Raw genomic sequence first — 23,043 nt, 5'->3', positions numbered from 1 at the left:
TTATGCCGGAATTTTTTCATGATAGTAAGTTGTATTATACGCCGATCGAGTTTGCCCTCAAGCATATTGGTGGCACCTGGAAGATGCCCATTCTCTGGCGCCTTCATTTACGCGTGATGCGATATGGAGAACTCAAAAACGATATCCCCTACATCACGCATAAAATGCTCACCTCGCAACTGCGGGAACTGGAGGAACTGGGGATGGTGGAACGAATCGTTTATCCTGTAGCACCGCCCAAAGTGGAGTACAAGATTACTGCTACCGGCATGCTTGCAATTCCGGTGATAGAGATGATTATGAAGTATGGCGTGGAGATGATGGGGGTAGCGGGGGTGGCGTATCCGCCGGTTGCTGGTTGAATGCATTTTGGTTGCAGGGTTGTGTCTTAAATTCGGAATATGAGACGAGCACGGGTTATATTGGTTCTTATTTTCATCGCTGGGTTAGCCGGTGGGGTTTTGGCACGTTTTACGCCGACGGTTTATTATAAGCCGGCGTATGAAGGTGGGGAGTGTACGGTGGCGTTTACGCCCTATCATAGTTTGTCACCAGATACCTGGAATTCCACTTTGCAGGGGAAGAGAGTGCCATTGGCAACAGTACCTGGAACATGTAAGACTTTTGTTATTATTGGAGACTAAAATTCACCTTGACCACAACCAGAATTCCCTTAGCTAGACGATGCTCAGAAAGATCGACATTTTTCATTAAGTTAGGCAGTAAAGAGATTAACTATCATTTTGATAATTAAACTATTATACCAGTATATAAGATAAAAAGATTCCTATATCTCAATTACGTTAACTACTAATATTTCTCAACAACAATGGGAGCAGATAATGATGTCAATTGGGTGATTTAATCATCAGATTGTTTAGTCTACTATCCTTGTAAAATATCCACAGGGAAAGAGTATTTAAATAGACTACAAATACCACCCTTTTACCAATTTGATTATTTGTGAATTTTCACAACACTTTCTATGTAGAATGGTTATAATAACATTTGGACTGCAATTTGGCAACATTCATTTGAATTCTCGCTCTTAGGAAACAATTTTACCAGGGGAGTCACTTTCTTTATGTCGTTTTCATATTAAGAAAAAAATATTCTAAACGCGCTCCACATATTGAGATTAGAAATTTCAACTTCATACTCACCTAAAAGATAACTATAAAATGCTTATGATCATTTTACATGAGATTTCGACATGAGGCATATATACACCGTGATTTAATCGTCCAAAATACTTAACAATAAATAAGGAGGAGCATACAACAAGATGTAAATAGTATCTCATTCATATCAAAATGACAAAGAAAAAATCGCGCAACATTTTTAATAAATCCTTTCAAATGATAAATAAAAGTGGAGAAGTCGAAACCATTATAAAGAATAGAAAAATTTCCCAAACAAAGTTTATTATTTTGAATAAAAAATATTTATTATTATGAAACAAGCTAAAGTTGCATTAAAAGTTGTAGCACTTCTTGCTGTTGTTGGTAGTGCTGTCGCATTTAAAGCTAATAGAAGCATAAATACATTTTATGCTTATACAACAACTATAATTGGCGGTCATCTTACAGGAGTTTGTAAACCTACCGTAACATTGAGGTATATCACACATCCTGCAGGCATAATACTTATAACTTATGGAAGTCTACCATTTACAAACGTGACTACTTGCACTGCTCGCGTAGCACCAAGTCTTTAGAAACAAGAATATCTGATCAAGAGGTCTGCCGAAAAAAGGGATGCCGTTAAGTCATTTTCTACAACTAGAATAAAAATTATCGTAGCCTTGCAGTGAGAGAACGTAAGAGGTTTGGAACTGTATCTTTGATTGGACAGATAGTTAAGTACTTTTCTTTACTTTGAAGACAATGGGTAAAAAGAAAGAGTCATTGTAAAGCCACCAAGCAGATGATAGTAGAATTGCACAGGAGCGGAAAACCGATGGGAACTGTTGTAAAAGAATTGTGCATAGACCTATGTATGGTTCGCCGTCGACATGGCAGCCCTTAAATAATTTGCAGAGCTCATGTAGGCTCCCCTTTATTTAGTGCCACTGGTTTTAGAAGATTCAATTATTTTTCAAGCCTTCGTTATAGTGATCGGCATATGTTAACGGCGATAAATATCTCAGTGCCTTATGCGGTCTTTCTGTATTGTAATCGATACGCCACTCTTCACTGGTCGCTCTGACCTTTGAAAGTCGGTGGAAGATATAGGCGTTAAGTAACTCCGCCTTAAACTGCCATTTTTTCGCTCGATGTAGGCATTCTGCATTGGCCCACCGGGCTGGGTATACTGTAAGGTAACTTCATTTTCAGCGCACCATTCCTGTAGACGATGACTGATAAATTCAGGGGCATTACCTGTTCTGAGATTAGCAGGCTTCTCACGCCTGGCAATAATCTGGCTCAGCGCTCTGATAATACGTAAAGATGGTAATGACGTATCCACTTCTATCACCAATGATTCACGATTAAAGTAATCGATTATATTTAATAACTGAAACTTCTTGCCAGACTGTCACTCATAAAATCAAGGCTCCAGCTCTGATTGGGGGCAGTCGGAACAATTAATGGCTGTTTAACCCTTTCCGGCAGCCGTCTTTTAGCTCTTCTACAAATATTCAACTTCATGATCGCATATACCCGATAGATCCTTTTATGATTCCATTTGAAGCCTTTGTTCTATAACCTGTAGCAACACTGCCAATAGCCTATGGCTGCATGCTTATCCGTCAATTGAGATAAAGCATCCTGTAATTAGCCATCATCTTTAGGTTTTGAGTTATACTGGCAAGTAGTGGGGGAGATATTCATCAGTTTACACGCCTTGCGGTTACTTAGCTGCTCTTCTGTCGTTAAATAACTAACAGATTCCGATTTTTCCCGGGGCGCCATAACTTTTTTTTCTATCAGATTCTTCAAGGCCCGATATTCCAGACTCATTTCTGCAAACATCTTCTTAAGCTCGGCATTTTCCTCTTCCCAATCGCACATTTTTCCTACGTCACTTACTTCCATACCACCATATTTCGCCTTCCAGTTATAGAAGGTAGCTTCGCTGACTCCAAGCTCACGGCAAACTTCCTTGGTGGCTACACCGCTTTCCTGTTTCTTAATCGCAGATACAATCTGACTTTTGGTAAATTTCTTTCTCGTGGTTGTAAAATTTAAAGATAACAATCATTTTCTGTTACCTCTAAATCTGATGGCCGAAATTTGGGGGAGCCGACAGAGCCTACAGACGGACTTTGTGGCAAGAGAACCTGCTTGATGGACCCAAATTCAAGACGTCACCTTTAATCGATAAGTTAGTCGCGAACACCTCTTACTTGAAACCTAATATCTAATATTTTGCTGCCTACTGTACTATATTTCTATGAACTCGAATAGTTCCATTTTGCAGCATCTTTTGAATTATACGTGGTATTGTAATCTGTTTCTGAACTAAAAATCTTAGAGAAATTCTCTTTAACTGCATTACTCGAACAATTACCCTTTCTACTCATCCTCTGCTTTATAACCCTCTCTTTTAGTAAATCTCTGACCTTCCCGCTGGCATCCAGCCTCCCTCTATCTGAATGAAAAATCATACTTGGGATTGCCAGTCCATTTTTTAATAGCCATATTCCGGATGACGGTTTCTCCTACTATCATACCTATACTCATTGACCATCCAACAATCTTTCGGTCAAACAAGTCATGATTGCTGTTAAATAACGTCAGCCATTTTTGCCCGGATGTAAGTTAGATCAGATAGCCATTTCTCCGATGGCACCACGGGTGCAAACACACTATTGAGAATATTGAAAGATACTTCCAGGTCATGATTAGAATCTGTGGTAAATACGTTGAGCCTACCAGTAATAATACAGCGAAACCTTTTACTCTTCATTATTCTGACAACTCTGGATCCGGATGCGTATAGCCCCGTAGACCTAAGCTCCGCAAACCATTTGACAGCTGCCATATTAACGGCGAACCAAACATACATCTATGCCCATTCTTTTACTACAGTTTGCACGGGTTTTCCGCTCCGGTACGCCCCTATTACCATCAGTTTAGGAGATTTATCATAACAATTTCTTATTTGCATTGTCGTAAAAGTTAAGAAAAACACCTAACTATCTTCCCAATCAAAGGTAGCAGCTTCCAATTGATCATTTCTTCACAATGCAGAATCAGGCTTGCAAAATATATTCCAATATATACGATTCCCTCCTCCTAAACGTTTAGATGACAACTAATTTAGGAGTCGTCTCAAAATTGAGGCGACTCCTAATACTTAAATTACAGATCTCAGATAGAAACAAATACCAAAATATTTGATTTATCCTAAATCAAAATTAAAGTGGGCTAACTGCCACACGAGCAGTACAAGTAGCAGTACCACTTAAAGTGTTAAGTGCTGAAGAGTAAGTAGTAATTATAGCACCAGCTGGATTGGTTACATAGTCCAATTTAACCGCTTCCTTACAAACTCCAGTAACTTGACCACCGATAAGGGTTGTAGTATACTTGAAAAAGGTATTTGGTTGCCTATTAGCTTTAAATGCCAATGCGCCACCAATAACGGCCAGAAGGGCTACAGCTGTTAATGCGAATTTTGCTTGTTTCATAATGATAGATGCTTTTTAATTCAAAAAGCTAAACTTTATTTCATGAACTTGCCTACTCGTTTATAATGGTTTTCGGCTTCTCCATCTTGTTTGGCTGATCTTCCTTGCAAGTATCCAATCAGCCTATATTGCGCAACAAATTAATCTTCACTAACCTCTTTGATTTGATCGTACTTAAGAGTTCCCAGGTAAACTGAATTTAATTTTCTGTTAGCATTATAAATTGCAGTGCATGGGACAACCGTAGTATTAAAGTACTTCCCAAATTGAAGATTATAGTCAAGCCCGATTTTAATATTGTTATACTTATCCAACTCATTCTTATTGCAAAAGGATTTCATTTCCGTATATGAATATACTGTAACCATAAAGATCTCTATATGTTGCAGGGACTTTATGTGTTTAATGATATCTTCTGTTTGTGCTTGGCAATACGGGCAATATGGTCCAAAATAAAAGAGCACTATTGGCTTTCCTCCTGGAATATCTGCAATATTTATGTGTGTGGTACTATCTAACAATAAAAGGTCCACATTGGGCAATAATTCCCCTTCACGACCGGAATAAACGGGCATAACGTAACCCGCCTTCCTCGCATTGCCGAAAATGGGATATCCCATTAGCTTACATGCTCCAGCATAAAAAAGCAAACCCACAACAGATACAATAATTATAAATAAAATGCCCTTTCCCCTCATAATATACACTTTCATTTAAAGATATTTGTTTATAATATTGATACTTGCGCTGACGCCTTTACATCAGTGCTCTCAAAAAAATCCATTTCTCCATCTGTTGTTCCTCTCGCGGCTTTTATCAGGAATTCCACAAGTAAAAATGTAAATGCGAGGGAGATTATAATCGRAAACAACTGGAACCTAAGTGCAATTGGGGATGCAAAAACACTAAACCCAAAATTCACTGCCCATAATGCTGCCAATAATGTCAATCCCTTCTTTAGTTCCCGATGTTTCCTATAACCACGTAGTATGATGAAACTAATCAAACTAAACACAAGTACAACATTCATTGTACCAGTCAATACTGGATAAAAGTCAAGTACAGTTACTTTAAAATCTTTGAAATAACATCTAATCTTATTGCTTTTATAGTCAAACCAAATTTTAGCTGTTTCATTAACGCTATCCACATTAGTACTATAATGATCCAAGAACTCAACCGGAGGCGCATAATATTTTATAGCGTTAGGTATTAAATAAAATTTAGTGAACTCTATTGGATAAGATCTAATCAGGAATGACCCATAATCTTTCATCATAGGAGCAACCGACGCCCATTTCTTCAAAGCTGATGCAGTAGAATCGCTATTAAATTTCCTCTCCATGTATATTGAAAGTGGTGAGTTTGGATCCCACATATATACAGTATTCGCAATTAATGCCTCTGTTGGATGCGTTCTTATATCTCTGCTTGAATCAAAATAGTTACGCACCATTTTGTCCAATTCCTGTAATCTAGGCGGCACATCTTTTCTATTTGCACTGTCTACGAATCTATATGCATATAACGCATTATTTGCCAATTGCCAACCTGTAAAGGGCGTAAATTGTCTATGGCCAGTTCCTTTCTMATACCGATTTGTTGTTGTCCATATGAATATCCCTATTAGTAAAATGCTTACTAAAAAACCCGAAATATTCATCATTATTCTTTTCTTGGTTAATAGCAAGGCAATTATACTTATAACAGGATAAAACAAAGCATTATATCGTACTATAAATGCCATAAAAAGGAGAAGTGCATTTACAAATATCATCCATTTATTAGGCCTATTCATAATCCATATCAATAAAGTGAACCAAGACAAACTTAGTGAAAGAAAAAAAGCATCACTTGATATATAGTTCGCAAGGTATAAGTACACCGGATTAAATAGCATAATTCCAAACAACAGTATCCTTGTCAATTTTGCTGGATTATAAAAATAAAACAATGTAAATATTAATGCTAACGTACTGACTTGCAATAATACGTACTGTAATACAACAACTACTGTATCGGAGTGGGTAAAAACGCTAATCAGGCGAAGAAATTTCGAATATCCAATAGGATAAGTATTAACAAAAGAATTATGATAAGCTGCCTCTATATACACGTAGGAATCGCCATTTATAAACCCAGCAAATGGATACAAAAACTTAAAGACAATCAACTGTAAAAAAACAGCAGGAATAGCCAACCAGACAAACCATTTGTTTACAGGATTCTTAAATATATAGTCTATCAAATTTTCTTGCATAAATAAGGTTTCATCATTGTACTTTCGCGTTAAATAAATGTCTACATTCTTGGAAAATCTAGCATCCATACTCTTTCCACAATAGTCTCTTTTTTTATTAGAGCCCAAGACACCTTCTTTTCTTGCTGTATCCTCGTAAATATTATCTACTGAGACCATGGCAGCTAATATTTTCTCGCCTGAACCGCCATCCTTATACATGTTATCTCGTTCTATTATAAAAAGATTTTCAAAATGATCCGTATACTCTTTTACTATATTATTTCGTAGATGTCTGTCATTATAGAAAGAACAAATAATTCTCTACTTTTACTAGGGTAGCATCCAACAAACTTGAGGCAGTAGCTAACCCCAAACTCTCTAATTCCTCCATAGCTAATTGTTTCATCTGCTCATCCGTCAAACTCCATAAATCATCTGCTCGTCCGCAAAAGTACTCTATTCCCATCCATGTGGTGTGCGGATCATTTACCATAAACGGACTCCAATTATTAAATATTTGTAGACGTGCAGCTTTTAAACTCATTTCTTTTATATAAATCGAAGTGTCCTTTAGCTCAAGGARCTTGTATTCACCCGTTCCGACATCCTTAATAGACAAACGTTCCAACAACATACATACAGATATGCAGCACCTACTTTGAAAGCCTCCCACCTTATCCTCAGCCCCCCAGGTACATTCTCCCGCTACGTCATTAATAAACTCAGACATTGGAATAGTAGAAAAAAAAATAATCCGCTTCAAATGTGCTAATTTCCTGCGTATCAAAATTCAAAGCTCGAACTGCCGTAATGAGCTTATCTTTGGTCGACGAAATTCCAATTGCCTCAGACCCTTTTTGTATACGCCCTCCCATCTCCTCAATTTGATTCGCCACTTCCTCCCAAATTTGGCCAGGTCCCAATTTCGGATACCAAAAATGGCCAGGAGAAATCTCATCAATCAATTCCAGTCCTAATTCTGCGGGAAGATCATTGCAAGGCATACCCCACAATTTTTCTACATAATTCTCAAAGAAAAAGCTATAAAAAAAATGCCCAAATCGATTAATTAAAAAATCCTTTAAGTTATGTTCAGCTTTGCGAGGAAACAACTTCGCTTTCAAATAAGAGAAATAGAAAATAAGGGATTTAATAATTCCAAAACTAGAAATAATATTATAATTCATCCTTTTATCGCATGCAAAAAACTGGCGAAAAAAATAAAACCTTGATGAATTACTACGCCTAATCACCATGATATCATCCCCTCCAGAACTACCAACTTTTGAAACTACATCCTTGTCCACCTTTCTTGTGAAAAAAAAATCGGAACACCAGTTTGTTACTCTTTCCGACCTAGAAATAAAGCGATGCCCCCCAATATCAATAAGATTACCCTTATAGTCAATTGTCTTTGAATTCCCGCCAATAGCATCTGATTTCTCAAGAACGACTGGTATTATATCCGTTCGTGTTAATAACTCATATGCCGCCACCAACCCCGCAGGCCCCGCACCAATGATGATAGCTTTCTTACGTCTCTCTTTATCTTGGGCAAATACGCTATCMCCCAACCTATTGCTCTCTGTTGATATTGGAAAATCAGATGTATTCATCGATATTTCTTATTTAGTATCATAGCTATTCAACCAAATATTATGTAAATAATATCAATTATTATACAATACGTTTTGGCCATAATCTCATATGAATAAACAATAAAATAATGGAATTATTTTTGCTAATAAAAACGGGACACCATACCCCCAAACCAATAGATTATACTATCAGATGGAACCGTTTCAGCGTCTCTTAAATATTGACATGGTTCATGTTGTCTGAGGTTTTGGGTAACTCAATCTACAACTGTTGATGATCATTGAACTTCAACTCTTGGAAAAAAGATATTATTAAAGATTATTTATCCAAAATTATAGTTAATCACTGCAATCCCCACACAGCGATCATCTTTTATGATAAAATATTGAAACTTTCAAGCAATTATTAATTCCCAACTGATACTGCTATTAGACTGCATGTAAATTCTATTATTTACATGCACCGGTAATTTGTCAACATGAAGCAATTATTGATCTTACTATTTATTCTTTTGTTTACCATACAAGCGTTGGCACAGTCTCCTCTTACCATGCAGATTAAAGGTAGTATCCATGACAAAGAAACCAATATTGGACTACAAAATGCGTCAATTATTTGCTTATACGCCAAAGACTCATCTCGCGCAGCGCTAAGTTTCACTGACAAAAATGGAAATTTCATATTTGATAGCCTTCCTCGGAAAAATTTCATTCTATACATCACCTATATCGGATATCAACCATTGATGTACAACGCCAAAGTGCCGTTACAAACTGAGCATGTCGATGTAGGCAATATACAGATCAAAAGAACAGGCCTTACCTTATCTGAGGTAGAAATATTACAAGCAAAACCTCCGGTAAAAATCACAAAGGATACAATAGAATTCAATGCCAGTCAGTTCAAAACAAAGGATAATGCTTCGGTAGAGGATCTATTCAAAAAAATATCTGGTATACAGATAGATCAAGATGGCACTATCCGTATGAACGGACAAGTGATAAAATCAGTTATGGTTAACGGCCGCCTTTTGCTTGGTAGTGGCGATCCAAAAACTATCAGCAGGAATTTACAAGCAGATCTAATAGATAAAGTACAGGTGATTACTAAAAATACAGAAAATGGTCTAAATAGTGGCGAAACCAACAAAGTGATCAACATCACAATTAAGAAAAATAAACAAAATATAATTTCAGGCGAATTGGGAGGATCAATTGGTTCGTCTGATCGATTTGCCACGAAAGCAAATGTAAGCCGCTTTAAAGAACATCAACAGATATTGTTGATAGGTAATGGTAATAATACAAATGGTATACCTGATATTAATTACGTTAGCAGCGGTGGATTAACAAGAACCTGGAGTGCAGCGGGAAGCTATATAGAAGATCTAAGTAAAAAAACAACAATTAATGCCGGCTATTCAATGGATAATAAATTTAACACAGAGCAACAAAATAATCTTAAGCAAAATTTCATTGGTGATTCCATTCTATTCAATAACAAAAATTCAAGTACCAATAGTTATAGCACCAATCACGTAGTTTTTATCCAACTTGAATATAAGCTTGATTCTCTTCAAAAAATTACATTTTCAAGTAATAATCTATTGTCAAACAATCGGGATATTATCGCAAGCTCCTATGAATCGACTGTAAACAACCGAAATATAAACACAGGACTAGTAAACAATAGTGGAGAGAGCAAATTAAAAGCCCTATCTAGCGGCTTAACCTATGAAAAAAGATTTAAAAAAAATGGTCGCTCACTAAATATCAATTTAAGTTATTCAGCAGGCGTAAGTGTGGCATCCCAGTTTAACACGTCAAGAAATTCATATTTCCTATATAACGGAGAAACGAGCGGTGACACACTTAATCAAAATAGTAACATAAACAACAAAAATAAAAAAATACTAGTATATATTAATTACACGGAGCCGATCATAAAAGGTGGATTTCTCACCTTTTTCTTTGGGAGAGATCAGACAAATAGCTCTTACGACAAATCCACATTCAACTATAATACAACAACTAAATTATATGATAAATATATTGACACTATGAGTGTTTTGTTTAGAAACACATCTATTCAACATTGTGAGAGGATAAGCTGGTTTTTCCAAAAAGGCAAATTTAATTACGATGTTTCGCTATCCAGCCTCTTCTATAATTTTAACAACAGTGATCTAAACAGACCAAACAATCTTTCTCAGAACAATGCCGCATTATTACCTTCAGTCAACTTGGGATACACCCTTGATAACAACAAGGAATTTCGGTTACGTTATTCAAAAGAAGTTCGCTTTCCTGACATCACTCAATTACAACCCATTCCAGACGTCAGCGATCCATTAAATGTAAAACTCGGAAACCCTGGGCTTAAGCCTATGAGCATACACAGAATCAATTTTTCCTACAACACCTTCAACACAATATCATTACGTTCGTTATACATTTCAATCAGTAGTGACTTCACTAATAATCAAATCATTAATGACTCAAAAACCGACTCTATTGGGAAACAAATAACGCAGCCATTTAATCATTCTGGAGGTTACTCCATCAGTTTTAACCTAACGGGTGGATTGCCTGTAAAAAAAAGAACTAATTCAATCACCACTATTACGCAATCCACCCTTCAAAAATCTATGAACTATATTAATGGGGAGAAAAACATAAATGACAAGTTATCAATTACACAGTCAATTAGTTATAGATCTGAATCCACGAAACTATTTGATTACCTAGTATCGGGTAATATCAACTATAACAATATTCGTCTTTCCAATATGGCTGATAATAATACATCATATTTAAATTTTGGAGTATCTTCAACCGTCAATCTCAATTTTCCACTTGGCATTACCATGAGCACTTTCTTAAGCTATAATTATTCCTCTGGTCTTACAGCAGCGTATAATAATAATGTATGGATACTCAACGCCACCATATCCAAATCATTATTCAGATATAAACAAGGAATTATCGCTTTTCAAGGGATTGACCTGCTGAAGCAAAATAAGAGTATCACTCGCAACGTACAGGTTGATTACATCGAGGATATTAGAACAAATACGCTAAATCCCTTCTTCCTTGTCAAATTTTCTTATTTCCTAGGGAAAGGGAAGAATTGAATCACGAAAAAATTGCACACTCTAGTCATCAATAAGAGATCAGCTTCGCTCTCTTTAATCCAATTTACATTTAAGGGCCTAGATGAGAGGTGGCCATCCATTTAGGCTCAGGACAATCAAATAAATAATGATCGAAAAATTGTTTCATTCGCAAACTAAAATCCACGGCATCCAGACCATACAATCCATGATTTCCTTTATATAATAACATCCATGACTTCTTCCGTAAAAAACATAGCGCTGTGAAGAACTCTTCTATATTAGACAAATCACAGATCATGTCTTTGGTTGTATGCATCACTAATAATGGGGTGGTTATTGCCTTAGCTTGAAATATTGGAGAATTTTTAATATACAGTTCCGGCTTCTCCCAAAGTGTAGCCCCCATCCGAAACTGCCCGATCTCGAACATACCTTGCATGCTCTCACCTGTCCCTGCAACATTTCCATAATCGCTCACCCAATTAGCGATGCCGGAAGCGGAACAAGCCGCCGCAAACAAACTGGTATGTGTAATAATATAATTGGTTTGTATGGCTCCCCAGCTGCAGCCCTGCACACCCATTCTTTTTGAATCTACGTAAGACAATCCTCCAACATAATTGGCAGCTGAAATAACGGCATCATATGTCCCTTGCATTGGATCTCCAAAAGGATATCGTATATCAGGGCAAAACACCAAGTATCCATTACTAACATAATATGGGATATTAATGCCACAGCCGTTATCCAGAGTGTTTGGCTTCAAATATACATTTAACCCATCGGCTCGCTTTTCGTAATAATAAAAAATAACAGGATACTTCTTTGTACTATCAAAATCCTCTGGTTTATACAAAATGCCTTGCAACATAATGTTATCAAGTGATTTCCACTCATGCAACTCAGCATTATACCAATTATACGGGAGATGCGGCTGTACGTTACTTAATGGTCTGAAGGATCTAAAATCGGTCGTTAAAAAAAAATTAGGGGCTTCTTTCGCACTCATTCTTCTTACGACATATTTTTTAGCATTTGATGCTTTAACGGGGGAATAATTGATATCTTGGGGAATATCCGGATTATCCTTTATATCGTACACATAGGGGCCCATACTCAATGAATCGGGATCCCCCTTTTTACCAATAAATTTCCTGTAAAATCCATTGGTCTTTGTGTCCAAATTAAATGCAGTCAATAAAATCGATTCCTTCGCGAAAATGCCCTTCCGAGCATACTCCTCCAGCGATAAGGAAAAAATAATATTATGCTTATTTCCATATCCGTTGGTTAAGTTAATAGGAGAAATCGATCGTGTAAGATCAATTTGCCAAATATCCCGCTTCCCATTTACAAATACAAATGCATCATCCATGCCCCAGGCAGCGATATACTTTCCATAACTATCGTCGTCTTTATTTTTCTCCCAATTCTCTTCAATCCCGTTGGTCAGACATCGCTTATTTCCATTCTCTGTTTCATAGATAAAATAGTCCTTCTTCTTACTATCATAGTAAATTACATATTTTCCTAAAGGCGATAATTGTACAATCCAATTTTTGCCGATATCGATTAATTTAACTCTTCTACCATCTTTCATGGAAACAATATACCATGAAAACTCACTATGGATGTTCCAGTTTACTTCATCCACCGGTGTTATGACTTCTTGGTGACGTATCAAAGCGACGCTATCCAATAATGTCGGGAAAAATAACCAATCATTGCCACTATCTAATCTAAAAAAATGATGATCTGACAAACGAATAGCACCCGTATACTGTCTAGGAGACAGCTCGGTTAACTGTTGTGATTGAAGTTTACTATCTGTATAGCTCCAAACATTCAAAATAGATGCTTCTTGTGAAATAATAGGACTGCGCTCTATCAAATTCAAAAATAAACACTTATGATTGCTGCTAAAATGAGATAGTCCACCAAAGATATAAGCAGAGTCAATTGGCACATGTAAATTCACAACTGAGTTCATTCCCAATTTATAATAAAATAACGTATTCGAGATATTTCCGGAAACAAATGCCATCTGTCCTCCCTTATCATCTTTTATAATATTATTAATAGCCTCTCCTTCCCAAATAATTCTCTCTCTATATCCATTCTTTCCTGATCTTAAAATCAATTGATTTTTATCATTATTCTTTTTCAAAAGTAATTGTAGCTGCCGATTTCCAATGACGATTCTTACTTTCTCAGGAATGTGTTCTTTCCTTATCCTCTTCCTGAGATTAATTATGACCAATTCATCCTTGGTATACTTTGGCTGATAAGTTAAGTAGTCACCGGTAACATTAAATGATAAAATATGGGGAACATATTGTATAGTATATGTTCCCAAGGTAGCAATACAAAGGCTATCATTTGAATTTATCCAAACAGCTTTATCTGCATTAGCAGAAAAAGAGTAAGGACTAATAATAGTTGACTCAACTTTCCAATTTTTCACAGTTGATATTAAAATCAATCTAGTAGCTGTTGTTAGATTATGGTCAATAACGTAACCGCAGTATTTTCCATTATTACTTACTTTTAATAACGCAACCTGTGGCCAATCTTTTATGCTATCTAAATTCAGAGGCGGCTTTGAAACAACAACAGCCCCCTCCCTTTTACTGTATGTGATCGATTGTGTTCTACCGTTTACAAATAAAAGCACAAGCAATAATAACATGTTATATTTCATATAAAGTATGCATTATTTCCTTTCGTATTGAATGTTATAATTTTAAGTTAGCTATTATAAATGCAGGTGTACTGCACTTCCAATAACTAACTTAAAAGTTGGTGTGATCCAATTACAGTAGTATAATTTACCTTCGATCTAAAATCACCACTTTATAGTCCAACTTGAGCATACATTTACCAGTGCATTAAATACGAACCTGTTAGCACTATAAATTTTAGCGAGATCATCTTGGCTCTTTATAATAAAAATATTTGTTCACTCTAAATTTTAGCTTTTTGATACTAAAAAGCAAAATATCTATGCKAAAAGGCAAAGCTCTTTTAACTATCCTAGCAATGCTTGCTATTGTCGGCGGAGCATTAGGATATAAAGCCAATAGGGGAGAAAATGTATTCTATTTAGATACAACAACAGTACAGGGTGGTGCTCCTCACTCGATTTGTTCCAGAACAACGACATACACACTCGTCCCTAACCCCGCAGGAGTTAGAACAATAAAAGCCAGCCCCATACCACTCGATATGACTTGTCCGGTTATATCTGTAGTTCCAAGCTTATAAAAATAAAACTACTAATGGCTTTATTGAAACTTACAAGTCGAGTCACAACAAATATCATCCTCATCACATAGGAAAGCAGCTGACCAGTCAGCTGCTTTAAATCATTCACATTCAGCAATTTATTCTCAACTATTAGATTCAGCTAAATGCGACTAAATAAACTAATTCCACCAACTTTATCATTTTTTCTCTACATCCACTTTTAATAATCCATTTCCTGGAGTCACTATATTGGGATCCAAATCATATCCTTTATCTATTCCTTTTAGTCTTGCCGGAATTCCCCGAGTCATCCACTTAGGGGCCGAGGTATTCATCAAATAATGGGAGAAAAATTGACTCAGGCGTATAGCAAAATCATCTGCTGACTTTCCATCAATCCCATGGTTACCGTCTGTGTATTCCAATAACCATACCTTTTTCCCTAATCTACGTAACGCCGTATACATCTCCAAAGCCTGAGAAAAAGATGCGATACCATCATTTGTAGTGTGCATTAATAACAAAGGAGTAGTTACCTTATCAACGTGAAAAATTGGAGAATTTTTAATATATCCGTCTGGATTTTCCCATAACGGAACTGCCATCCGGCCCTGCCCTATCTCAAAATATGCTTGCATACTACGCCCCCTTCCAGGCACATCGTCATAAGCACTCACCAAATCACAAATGGAAGAAGCCGAATAAGCTGCTGCAAATAAACCAGAATGTGTTATTAGGTAATTAGTCTGAAGCCCACCAAAGCTGYAACCTCCTATTCCCATCCTATCGCTTCTAACAAAAGGTAATTCAGAGACATAGTTAGCCGCTGATATCACCGCATCAAATGTACCCTGCATTGGATCTCCAACAACATAGTCAATATCCGGCGTAAAAACAAGGTAATCATTACTAACAAATGTTGGTATGTCAATATTACACCCATTGACAATGTTCTTCGGGGACAAATACTCATTCAGGGAAAATGATTTCTTTTCATAGTAATGAAATATAACAGGATACCTTCTCGAAGAATCAAAATTCTCTGGTTTATAAAGTATACCCTGCCCCATTTTACCATCCTTTTTTCTCCAGGTATGCAACTCTGTACGGTACCAATTATATCCTTTTTCGGGAGATACATAACTCAATTGCGTAAAATGCCTAAAATCTATGGTTGAAAAATAATTAGGTGATTCATTCGCACTCATTCTTGTAACAATAAATATGGCTGCATTTTTTGCCTTTAACGGATACGCCCCTTGTCCAATTAAATATGGATTATTAATCAATTGATAAATATAATTACCCATTATCAAAAGCTCCGGAGCCTCATCACTATTAATTCTCTTTTGAAAGAATCCGTTTTGCTTATTCTGTACATTTAAACCATTCAAAATAAGGGTATCAAATTCAGAAAATATCCGACCATAAGCTTCCGGAAGAGCAAGATCAAGAACGACCCCATTACGTAGTCCATAGCCATTTGTTATATTCACAGGATTCTTCTTCCCTCTTGGGTCTATCTTCCAAATATCGAACTTATCATAAATTAATACCCACTCGTCATTATTCCCCCAACCGCAAATTCCTCTTTGATAGGGAGAAAAATCCTCACCATACATACTAGTCCAAGCAACGTTTATTCCCGATGTAATATTTCGATAAATACCGGATGCGATCTCATAAGTAAAGTAATTTGACTTCCCCTTATCGTAATATATAGCATACTTTCCTTCAGGAGAAATATCAACTATATGAAATTCCTTAATATTTAGCAATACATTTGTATTATTCCTTATGGATTTCACATAATACGTCCTTTGTGCAGATGAGTTCCAGGATAATTCAAAGCCATCCGCGTCGTCATCCACTCGCTCTACAACATATGTGTCATTGTCTCGGCTCGTACTCATTACCGACTCCCTTTCCTTACACAACTGCGTAATACGATGATTGTCACGATCGATTACAAATGGAAATGTAAGAGGTTGTTCTCCAGTCTTTGATTGCAGTGATTGTAGTTTTACATCTAAATAGCTCCAAATATTCACCGTGCTACTTTGAGTTACTAAATTAACAGGCTCAGATTTCATTCTTTCAATAGAAAAAGAAATATACTTTCCACTAACGCTAATTTCTACGTTATCAGTCAATACCCAAGAACTATCAACTCCTAAAATTTTGTTATTCACCAATAAATCCAATCCTGGTTTCCCACGTTCATATGCCCAAATAGATTTACCACGTCCATCCTTATCTAAAAGTAAGAGTACCGCTTGGGTCGCAGCAGAGTTTAGTTTCATATTAAGTAAGCCCTTACCTTTCCAAGCATTAAATAGTTTTCCGCTTCCAAGCTCCAAAAAGTCTATTGATTGAATATTATTCGTACCATCCTCCCTCCGAATTATTATTTTTTTGCCGTCTCCGCTGAAATATGAGCTTTTAACAGACGGATACACTTTCTTCTCTCCAGAACTAACATTATATACAACAAGATTATCAGACGAATTATACTTAAAACAAATCCATTCTCCCTTTCCATTAGCGGCTGTGTAAAAAAAATCAACATTTGATATTTTATCAACATAACCAACCCCTAACCGGATAGTAAATAAAGTATCTCTATTCATCGCAACCGCCATTCTACTATCTCCAGTGAATTCCACATCTGAAATATTAGGCAACCTCATTGTCCAATTTCCATTAACACTAGTTAAAACCGCAGTAAAATCATTTCTCATTGAATCATTCCTGATAATATATGAAGCAAATGCTCCATTATTGGTTATCCGCGCTCCCTCAACACATGTCCATCTCTTATAAACAGAGGTATCTATTAATTGCTTCTCTATAGGGGTAGATAAAACATTTTTATCAGGAATAATAGTTTGTGCATTGGTTTTTGCACTTTCAATTGTTGATGAAATGGTCAAAAAAATAAAAAGGACAATTTTATTCATTATGAAATATTTATTCTAGTTCGTAAATGTTACAAGATTGAACGATAAAAATATCATAAGTTAATTAATGACAATGAACTCACATTGCAGTCAATAAAAAGTTCCTTTAATTATTTTTTTAAAATAGGTACAACTTTTTAAGGAACTCATTAAAATAAAAAAACGTCATTTCAAAAACCCACATACACAGTATACTCATATTCATTGACAAAGGTACTAGAGGGGTTATAAACCAATACTTACTATCTATAAAATAATAATATGTTTAATAGAATTGAAAAACATTAGTACGAATCTATCAAACAGCGTGTATCTATATAGATAACTAGACAACAATCAAATATCCTGGCTAAAACGTTTATAAATATGAATATCACCGCGTTAGGAGTTTCCAATCATCTTAAGGGGCGTTTAATAACTGCAATGCTCATTTGTATTTATTATTCAAGTCCTGTACTAGGTATATCTAACTGTCAAACACAAAAAGTTTCCATATCTGGTAACAACATATCGTTGGAGCTAGTTTTCAAAAAAATAAAACAACAAACCGGGATTTCAATTCACACCAATTTACCTGAAGCAGAATTTAGTGCAAAGAAAAAGGTAAGCGTTAACTTCCGCCAAACTGAAATAAATGAGGTAATGATCTTTTTGCTAGATGATAAGAAGCATTTGTCGTATACATTAACTGGCCATAATATTCTCATTTTGAAAAAATCATACATGCCGATAAGTATGCCATTCTCGTTCATAAAATCTGATACTATATCAAATTTATTTGATTTATCCGGCAAAATAGTGGACAAGGACGGAAATCCAATACCGGGAGCTTCAATAAAGCTAAAAAATGATCTCAAACATGGAACTATTTCAAATGCCGAAGGCGGATTTCGCTTATCTGATGTAAACAAGGGAAGTGTGGTTGTCTTTAGTTCAATCGGATTTGAATCAAAAGATATAGTGACAGAAAATAAAACCATCCTGGTACAACTGGATTCACGTATTAATCTGCTAGATGAAAAGGTAATTATTGCCTATGGTAGTACCACCAAACGTTTGAATACAGGGAATGTTGGTAGCCTTAAAGCAATAGATATTGAAAAGCAACCTGTAAACAATCCTCTGATGGCGTTACAGGGACGCGTGCCTGGCATATTTATCGAACAAGCAAGCGGTCTACCCGGAGCGGGRGTGACTGTCCGTATACAAGGCGTCAATAGTTACACCAGTGGAAGCGATCCGTTCTATGTAGTAGATGGCATCCCTTTCATTTCACAATTATTGTCTACCAACAATTCAATAGGTGGCACTTCTGGAGTTGGAGGCATTAATGGTAGTCCCTTTAGCTACATCAACTCCGCAGATATTGAAAGCATTGAAGTTCTAAAAGATGCAGACGCCACGGCCATTTATGGCTCTCGGGCTGCAAATGGAGCGGTGTTAATCACTACAAAAAAGGGAAAGCCAGGTCTAACTAAAGTGAATGTCACATTTCAAGGCGGATGGTCTCACATTCAGAAAAAACTAGATGTACTAAATACCAAAGAATATCTTGAAATGAGACACGAAGGAAAAAAAAATGATAATGTACCAATAACCGAGGCTGACAACGATCTGAACGGAACCTGGGATACAACACGCAATATTGACTGGCAGAAAAAATTGATTGGGAACACTGCACATTATACGGATGCGCAATTTAATATTTCAGGAGGAACTCAGGCTACCCAATTCTTATTCGGAGTTGGTTATCACAAAGAAACAACGGTATTTCCCGGTCCCTTTTCGGATTCCAAAGCCTCTGTACATGTAAACTTAAATAGTAATTCTCCCAATCAAAAATTCAGACTTCAATTCACTTCCTCCTTTCTGTTTGATGATAATAAGTTACCTCTAAATGACTTAACCCCCGCGGCGCTACAGCTGTCTCCTGTGGCACCAGATCCCTACCTTCCTGACGGAAGGATCAATTGGCAACCGAACGAAAATGGCGCTACTACCTATTTTGTAAACCCTCTAATTAAAAATGAGTTAAAAAGTAAAAACAAAACCAGTAATTTAGTAAGTAATGCCATTCTAAGTTATGAGATAATGCCAGGACTAATTATCAAAAGCAGTTTTGGGTATAATAGTCTACTAACCAATGAAACTACGAGATTTCCTAAATCGGCTAACCCCCCTGAACTTACGCAATACTATTACAATGTATCACAATTCCTGACAAATCGCACGAGCTCATGGATCGTCGAGCCTCAGGCTCAGTTTCGGCAAAAGATTAGCAAAGGAGAATTGGAGATCTTAATGGGAGCAACTGTCACTCAGCAAAATAATGATCAGGAAAACCTATTGGCATACGGATTCAATAATGAATTAGTGATGGAAGATTTAGGATCAGCTCCTAATGTATCAGGGACAACCCTGAATTCTGTATATAAATACAACGCCATTTATAGCAGAATCTCCTATAACTGGCTGAATAAATATATCATTAATCTCTCGGCGAGAAGAGATGGTAGTTCCAGATTTGGGCCCGAAAGTCAATTTCATAATTTCGGAGCAGTTGGAGCAGCGTGGATCTTTTCGCAAGAGCAATTTTTCCAATCAAGTATACCTATTGTAAGCTTTGGTAAGTTGAGGGGCAGTTATGGTACAACTGGTAATGACCAAATCCCCGATTATCAATTTATGGATATCTACAATTCTATTCCTGTTACAGGGCTCGCTTACCAAGGTATACTAGGACTTGCTCCTTCACGGATAACCAATCCATATTTACAGTGGGAAGAAACTAAAAAATTACAAATTGGATTAGATCTTGGATTTATAAAAGACCGAATTCTATTCACCGCAAATTACAATCAAAACCGATCTTCAAACCAGCTATTGGGAAATAGTCTACCTGGAATAACTGGTTTTAGTTTTATAACTGCCAATTTTCCAGCAGTAATTCAAAATACAGGTTGGGAACTAACCCTTTCAACTATCAATATAAAAAAGAAAAACTTTTCTTGGTCTACCAATTTTAATATAACTATTCCAAAGAATCAGATACTTTCATATAAAGGACTGGATAAAAACAACTCCATTTTTATAGGACGGCCCCTTTCACTACAGACTCGTTTTGATTACGTGGGAGTCAATGACAGTACCGGACAATATCAATTCAGGGACGCAAAAGGAAATCTGACATATACACCGTCAGATCCCCTTGACAAAACTGTTTTAGTCCATTTTGATCCAAAATTTTATGGGGGTCTTCAAAATAGCTTCACTTTCAAAGGAGTCTCATTAGACATTTTCCTATCGTTTACAAAAAAGATGGCCGTCGATAATTTCTCTTATGGTCTTAATGGAATATATCCAGGTACTTATAACGGGGGACTAAATAATCAATCAACAAGTGTTTTGGATCGTTGGAAAAAGAGTGGTGACAAAGCTACTCATCAACTATTCAGCACAACTGGCGACAATACAAATTTATCAAATATGATGAACAGCAATGCTTATATCGTAGACGCATCTTATATCAGATTAAAAAACATTTCTATTTCATGGCAACTTCCCGAAGCTTGGAAAAAAACGGCACACCTTCAAAATGTCCGACTGTTTGTAAATGCCCAAAACTTATTCACAATTACTAATTATAAGGGAATGGATCCCGAGACCACTAGTTTTTCACTCCCCCCATTAAGAACAGTATCCGTAGGTGCGCAGGTTATATTGTGATCAATAATTGAGAAAAGTAAAATTAATAACATGAGATCAATACTATTCTTTACAAAAAGTCAAATTATAATTAGCTTAATTATTATATGCTATCCATTTATAATAACCATTAGTAGTTGTAAGAAATTGGTGGAAGTCAACTCACCTACTACCAGTATCAATGCAAAAAATATATACACGAACGATCAAACTGCATCAGCTATACTGACAGGAATATACACACAGCTTAGCGCCAGTAATCTCGTTAGCACTGACTTAACATCTATAGGTTTCACCACCGGTCTTTCGGGAGACGAGCTAACACTATACGATGGCTATGCAGACAATCGGTTACTAGCATATTATCAAAATAGACTAACCGCAAATGGTTCAGATTTCTGGGGGGATATTTACAAGAAGATTTACATCTTAAACGCAGCTATTGAAGGGCTCAGTAGTGCTAGTTCCTTAACCCCATCTGTAAAAACACAGCTATTAGGAGAAGCCAAATTCACCAGAGCCTTTTGCTATTTTTATCTGGTTAACCTGTATGGCGATGTTCCCCTGATATTGAGAACGGACTATTCCCAAAATCGAATTATGCCACGTACTTCCATAGAACTAGTATGGCGACAAATTATCACAGACTTAATCGATGCCAAGTCGCTACTTTCTTCCGACTATCTTGACGGCACTATTCTTAATAAAACACCAGAAAGGGTAAGACCTACTAAGTGGTCTGCAATTGCGCTTTTAGCAAGAAGCTATTTATATACCAGCGATTGGAAAAACGCTGAGATACAGGCTAGTGAGATTATCAATGCCGGTAACTATTCGTTAGACTCTTTACATAACGTATTCTTACGAAATAGTAATGAAGCTATCTGGCAACTGCAGCCTGTTAATGCTGGTTCCAATACGGAAGATGCAAAAATTTATGTAATCCCAGCAACTGGCTTGTCTGGCTCAACTCCTGTATATCTCAGTAGACAAATCATGAGCAGTTTTGAGTACAATGATCAACGTAAGAAAATATGGGTCGATACTGCGAGCTCTTCAGGGATCATTTATTACTTTGCTTACAAGTATAAAATAGCCACGCTAAACCAGCCTGTAACAGAATACAACACCGTGTTACGTTTGGGGGAACAATTTCTGATACGCGCAGAAGCAAGAGCACAACAAATTAATTTTGCAGGAGCAAGATCTGACTTAAATGAAATTAGAAAGAGGGCTGGATTGAAAGCTTTGGACTTAAATGAAAAAACTTCTTTATTACAAGCCATCTATCATGAAGGACAGGTAGAGTTATTCGCAGAATGGGGACACCGGTGGCTGGATTTAAAAAGAACGAAACTAATCAATGCAGTAATGACAGAGGTTACCCGCAAAAAAGGAGGATMATGGGATGCTAATTGGCAATTATATCCCATTCCGTCATTTGACATTTTATATGACGGAAATCTTACTCAAAATACTGGCTACTAGAATGTTACTATTACAATAAAAACAGCATTAATATAATTCAACTGTAAACCAT

General features: G+C 36.5%; 13 protein-coding genes and 1 pseudogene. 5 read left to right on the top strand and 9 right to left on the bottom strand.

The window, feature by feature from the left end; genetic code table 11:
- Positions 1–2 precede the first annotated feature (2 nt).
- Positions 3–362, top strand: a complete 360-nt coding sequence (locus AC1DCV_RS26875) for a winged helix-turn-helix transcriptional regulator (RefSeq protein ID WP_477026074.1) — start codon at positions 3–5, stop codon at positions 360–362.
- Positions 363–1,453: 1,091 nt separating this feature from the next.
- Complete coding sequence (locus tag AC1DCV_RS26870) at positions 1,454–1,717, top strand: hypothetical protein (protein WP_477026073.1); 264 nt, start codon at positions 1,454–1,456, stop codon at positions 1,715–1,717.
- 369 nt (positions 1,718–2,086) lie between these two features.
- On the opposite strand, the pseudogene AC1DCV_RS26865 reads toward AC1DCV_RS26870, so the two are convergent.
- The 7 genes and pseudogenes from AC1DCV_RS26865 to AC1DCV_RS26835 all read right to left on the bottom strand — a co-directional run.
- Positions 2,087–2,520, bottom strand: a pseudogene (locus AC1DCV_RS26865) (integrase core domain-containing protein); the annotation flags it as partial.
- A gap of 257 nt (positions 2,521–2,777) precedes the next feature.
- Positions 2,778–3,200, bottom strand: a complete 423-nt coding sequence (locus AC1DCV_RS26860; protein WP_477026072.1) for a transposase — start codon at positions 3,198–3,200, stop codon at positions 2,778–2,780.
- 1,163 nt (positions 3,201–4,363) lie between these two features.
- Positions 4,364–4,636: a hypothetical protein gene (locus AC1DCV_RS26855; protein ID WP_477026071.1), complete on the bottom strand. Its 273-nt coding sequence runs from the start codon at positions 4,634–4,636 to the stop codon at positions 4,364–4,366.
- Positions 4,637–4,776: 140 nt separating this feature from the next.
- Entirely contained in the window at positions 4,777–5,349 is a 573-nt protein-coding gene (locus tag AC1DCV_RS26850) for a peroxiredoxin family protein (RefSeq protein WP_477026070.1), read from the bottom strand.
- Between the two features lie 14 nt (positions 5,350–5,363).
- Positions 5,364–7,097, bottom strand: coding sequence for a hypothetical protein (locus AC1DCV_RS26845; RefSeq protein WP_477026069.1), 1,734 nt, complete (start codon positions 7,095–7,097; stop codon positions 5,364–5,366).
- 79 nt (positions 7,098–7,176) lie between these two features.
- Entirely contained in the window at positions 7,177–7,512 is a 336-nt protein-coding gene (locus AC1DCV_RS26840) for a hypothetical protein (protein WP_477026068.1), read from the bottom strand.
- A gap of 88 nt (positions 7,513–7,600) precedes the next feature.
- Complete coding sequence (locus AC1DCV_RS26835; protein WP_477026067.1) at positions 7,601–8,494, bottom strand: NAD(P)-binding protein; 894 nt, start codon at positions 8,492–8,494, stop codon at positions 7,601–7,603.
- 461 nt (positions 8,495–8,955) lie between these two features.
- Here AC1DCV_RS26835 and AC1DCV_RS26830 point away from each other — a divergent pair, with 461 nt between their 5' ends.
- On the top strand, positions 8,956–11,610 hold the full coding sequence (locus AC1DCV_RS26830) for an outer membrane beta-barrel protein (protein ID WP_477026066.1): 2,655 nt from the start codon (positions 8,956–8,958) through the stop codon (positions 11,608–11,610).
- A 70-nt stretch (positions 11,611–11,680) separates the two neighbouring features.
- Here AC1DCV_RS26830 and AC1DCV_RS26825 read toward each other — a convergent pair whose 3' ends face one another.
- Positions 11,681–14,293: an alpha/beta hydrolase family protein gene (locus AC1DCV_RS26825; RefSeq protein WP_477026065.1), complete on the bottom strand. Its 2,613-nt coding sequence runs from the start codon at positions 14,291–14,293 to the stop codon at positions 11,681–11,683.
- A 742-nt stretch (positions 14,294–15,035) separates the two neighbouring features.
- Positions 15,036–17,798 carry an alpha/beta hydrolase family protein gene (locus AC1DCV_RS26820; RefSeq protein WP_477026064.1) on the bottom strand — a complete coding sequence of 921 codons (2,763 nt, stop codon included), beginning with the start codon at positions 17,796–17,798 and terminating at the stop codon, positions 15,036–15,038.
- A 366-nt stretch (positions 17,799–18,164) separates the two neighbouring features.
- On the opposite strand from AC1DCV_RS26820, the gene AC1DCV_RS26815 reads away from it, so the two are divergent.
- Both AC1DCV_RS26815 and AC1DCV_RS26810 read left to right on the top strand, forming a co-directional pair.
- Complete coding sequence (locus tag AC1DCV_RS26815; RefSeq protein ID WP_477026063.1) at positions 18,165–21,524, top strand: SusC/RagA family TonB-linked outer membrane protein; 3,360 nt, start codon at positions 18,165–18,167, stop codon at positions 21,522–21,524.
- Positions 21,525–21,554: 30 nt separating this feature from the next.
- Entirely contained in the window at positions 21,555–22,991 is a 1,437-nt protein-coding gene (locus AC1DCV_RS26810; protein WP_477026062.1) for a RagB/SusD family nutrient uptake outer membrane protein, read from the top strand.
- Positions 22,992–23,043: the final 52 nt, after the last annotated feature.

It is taken from the genome of Chitinophaga sp. 10T418 (assembly GCF_056394125.1).
The sequence above is the reverse complement of the archived record's forward strand: the minus strand, read 5'-3'. Positions and strand labels throughout refer to the sequence as shown.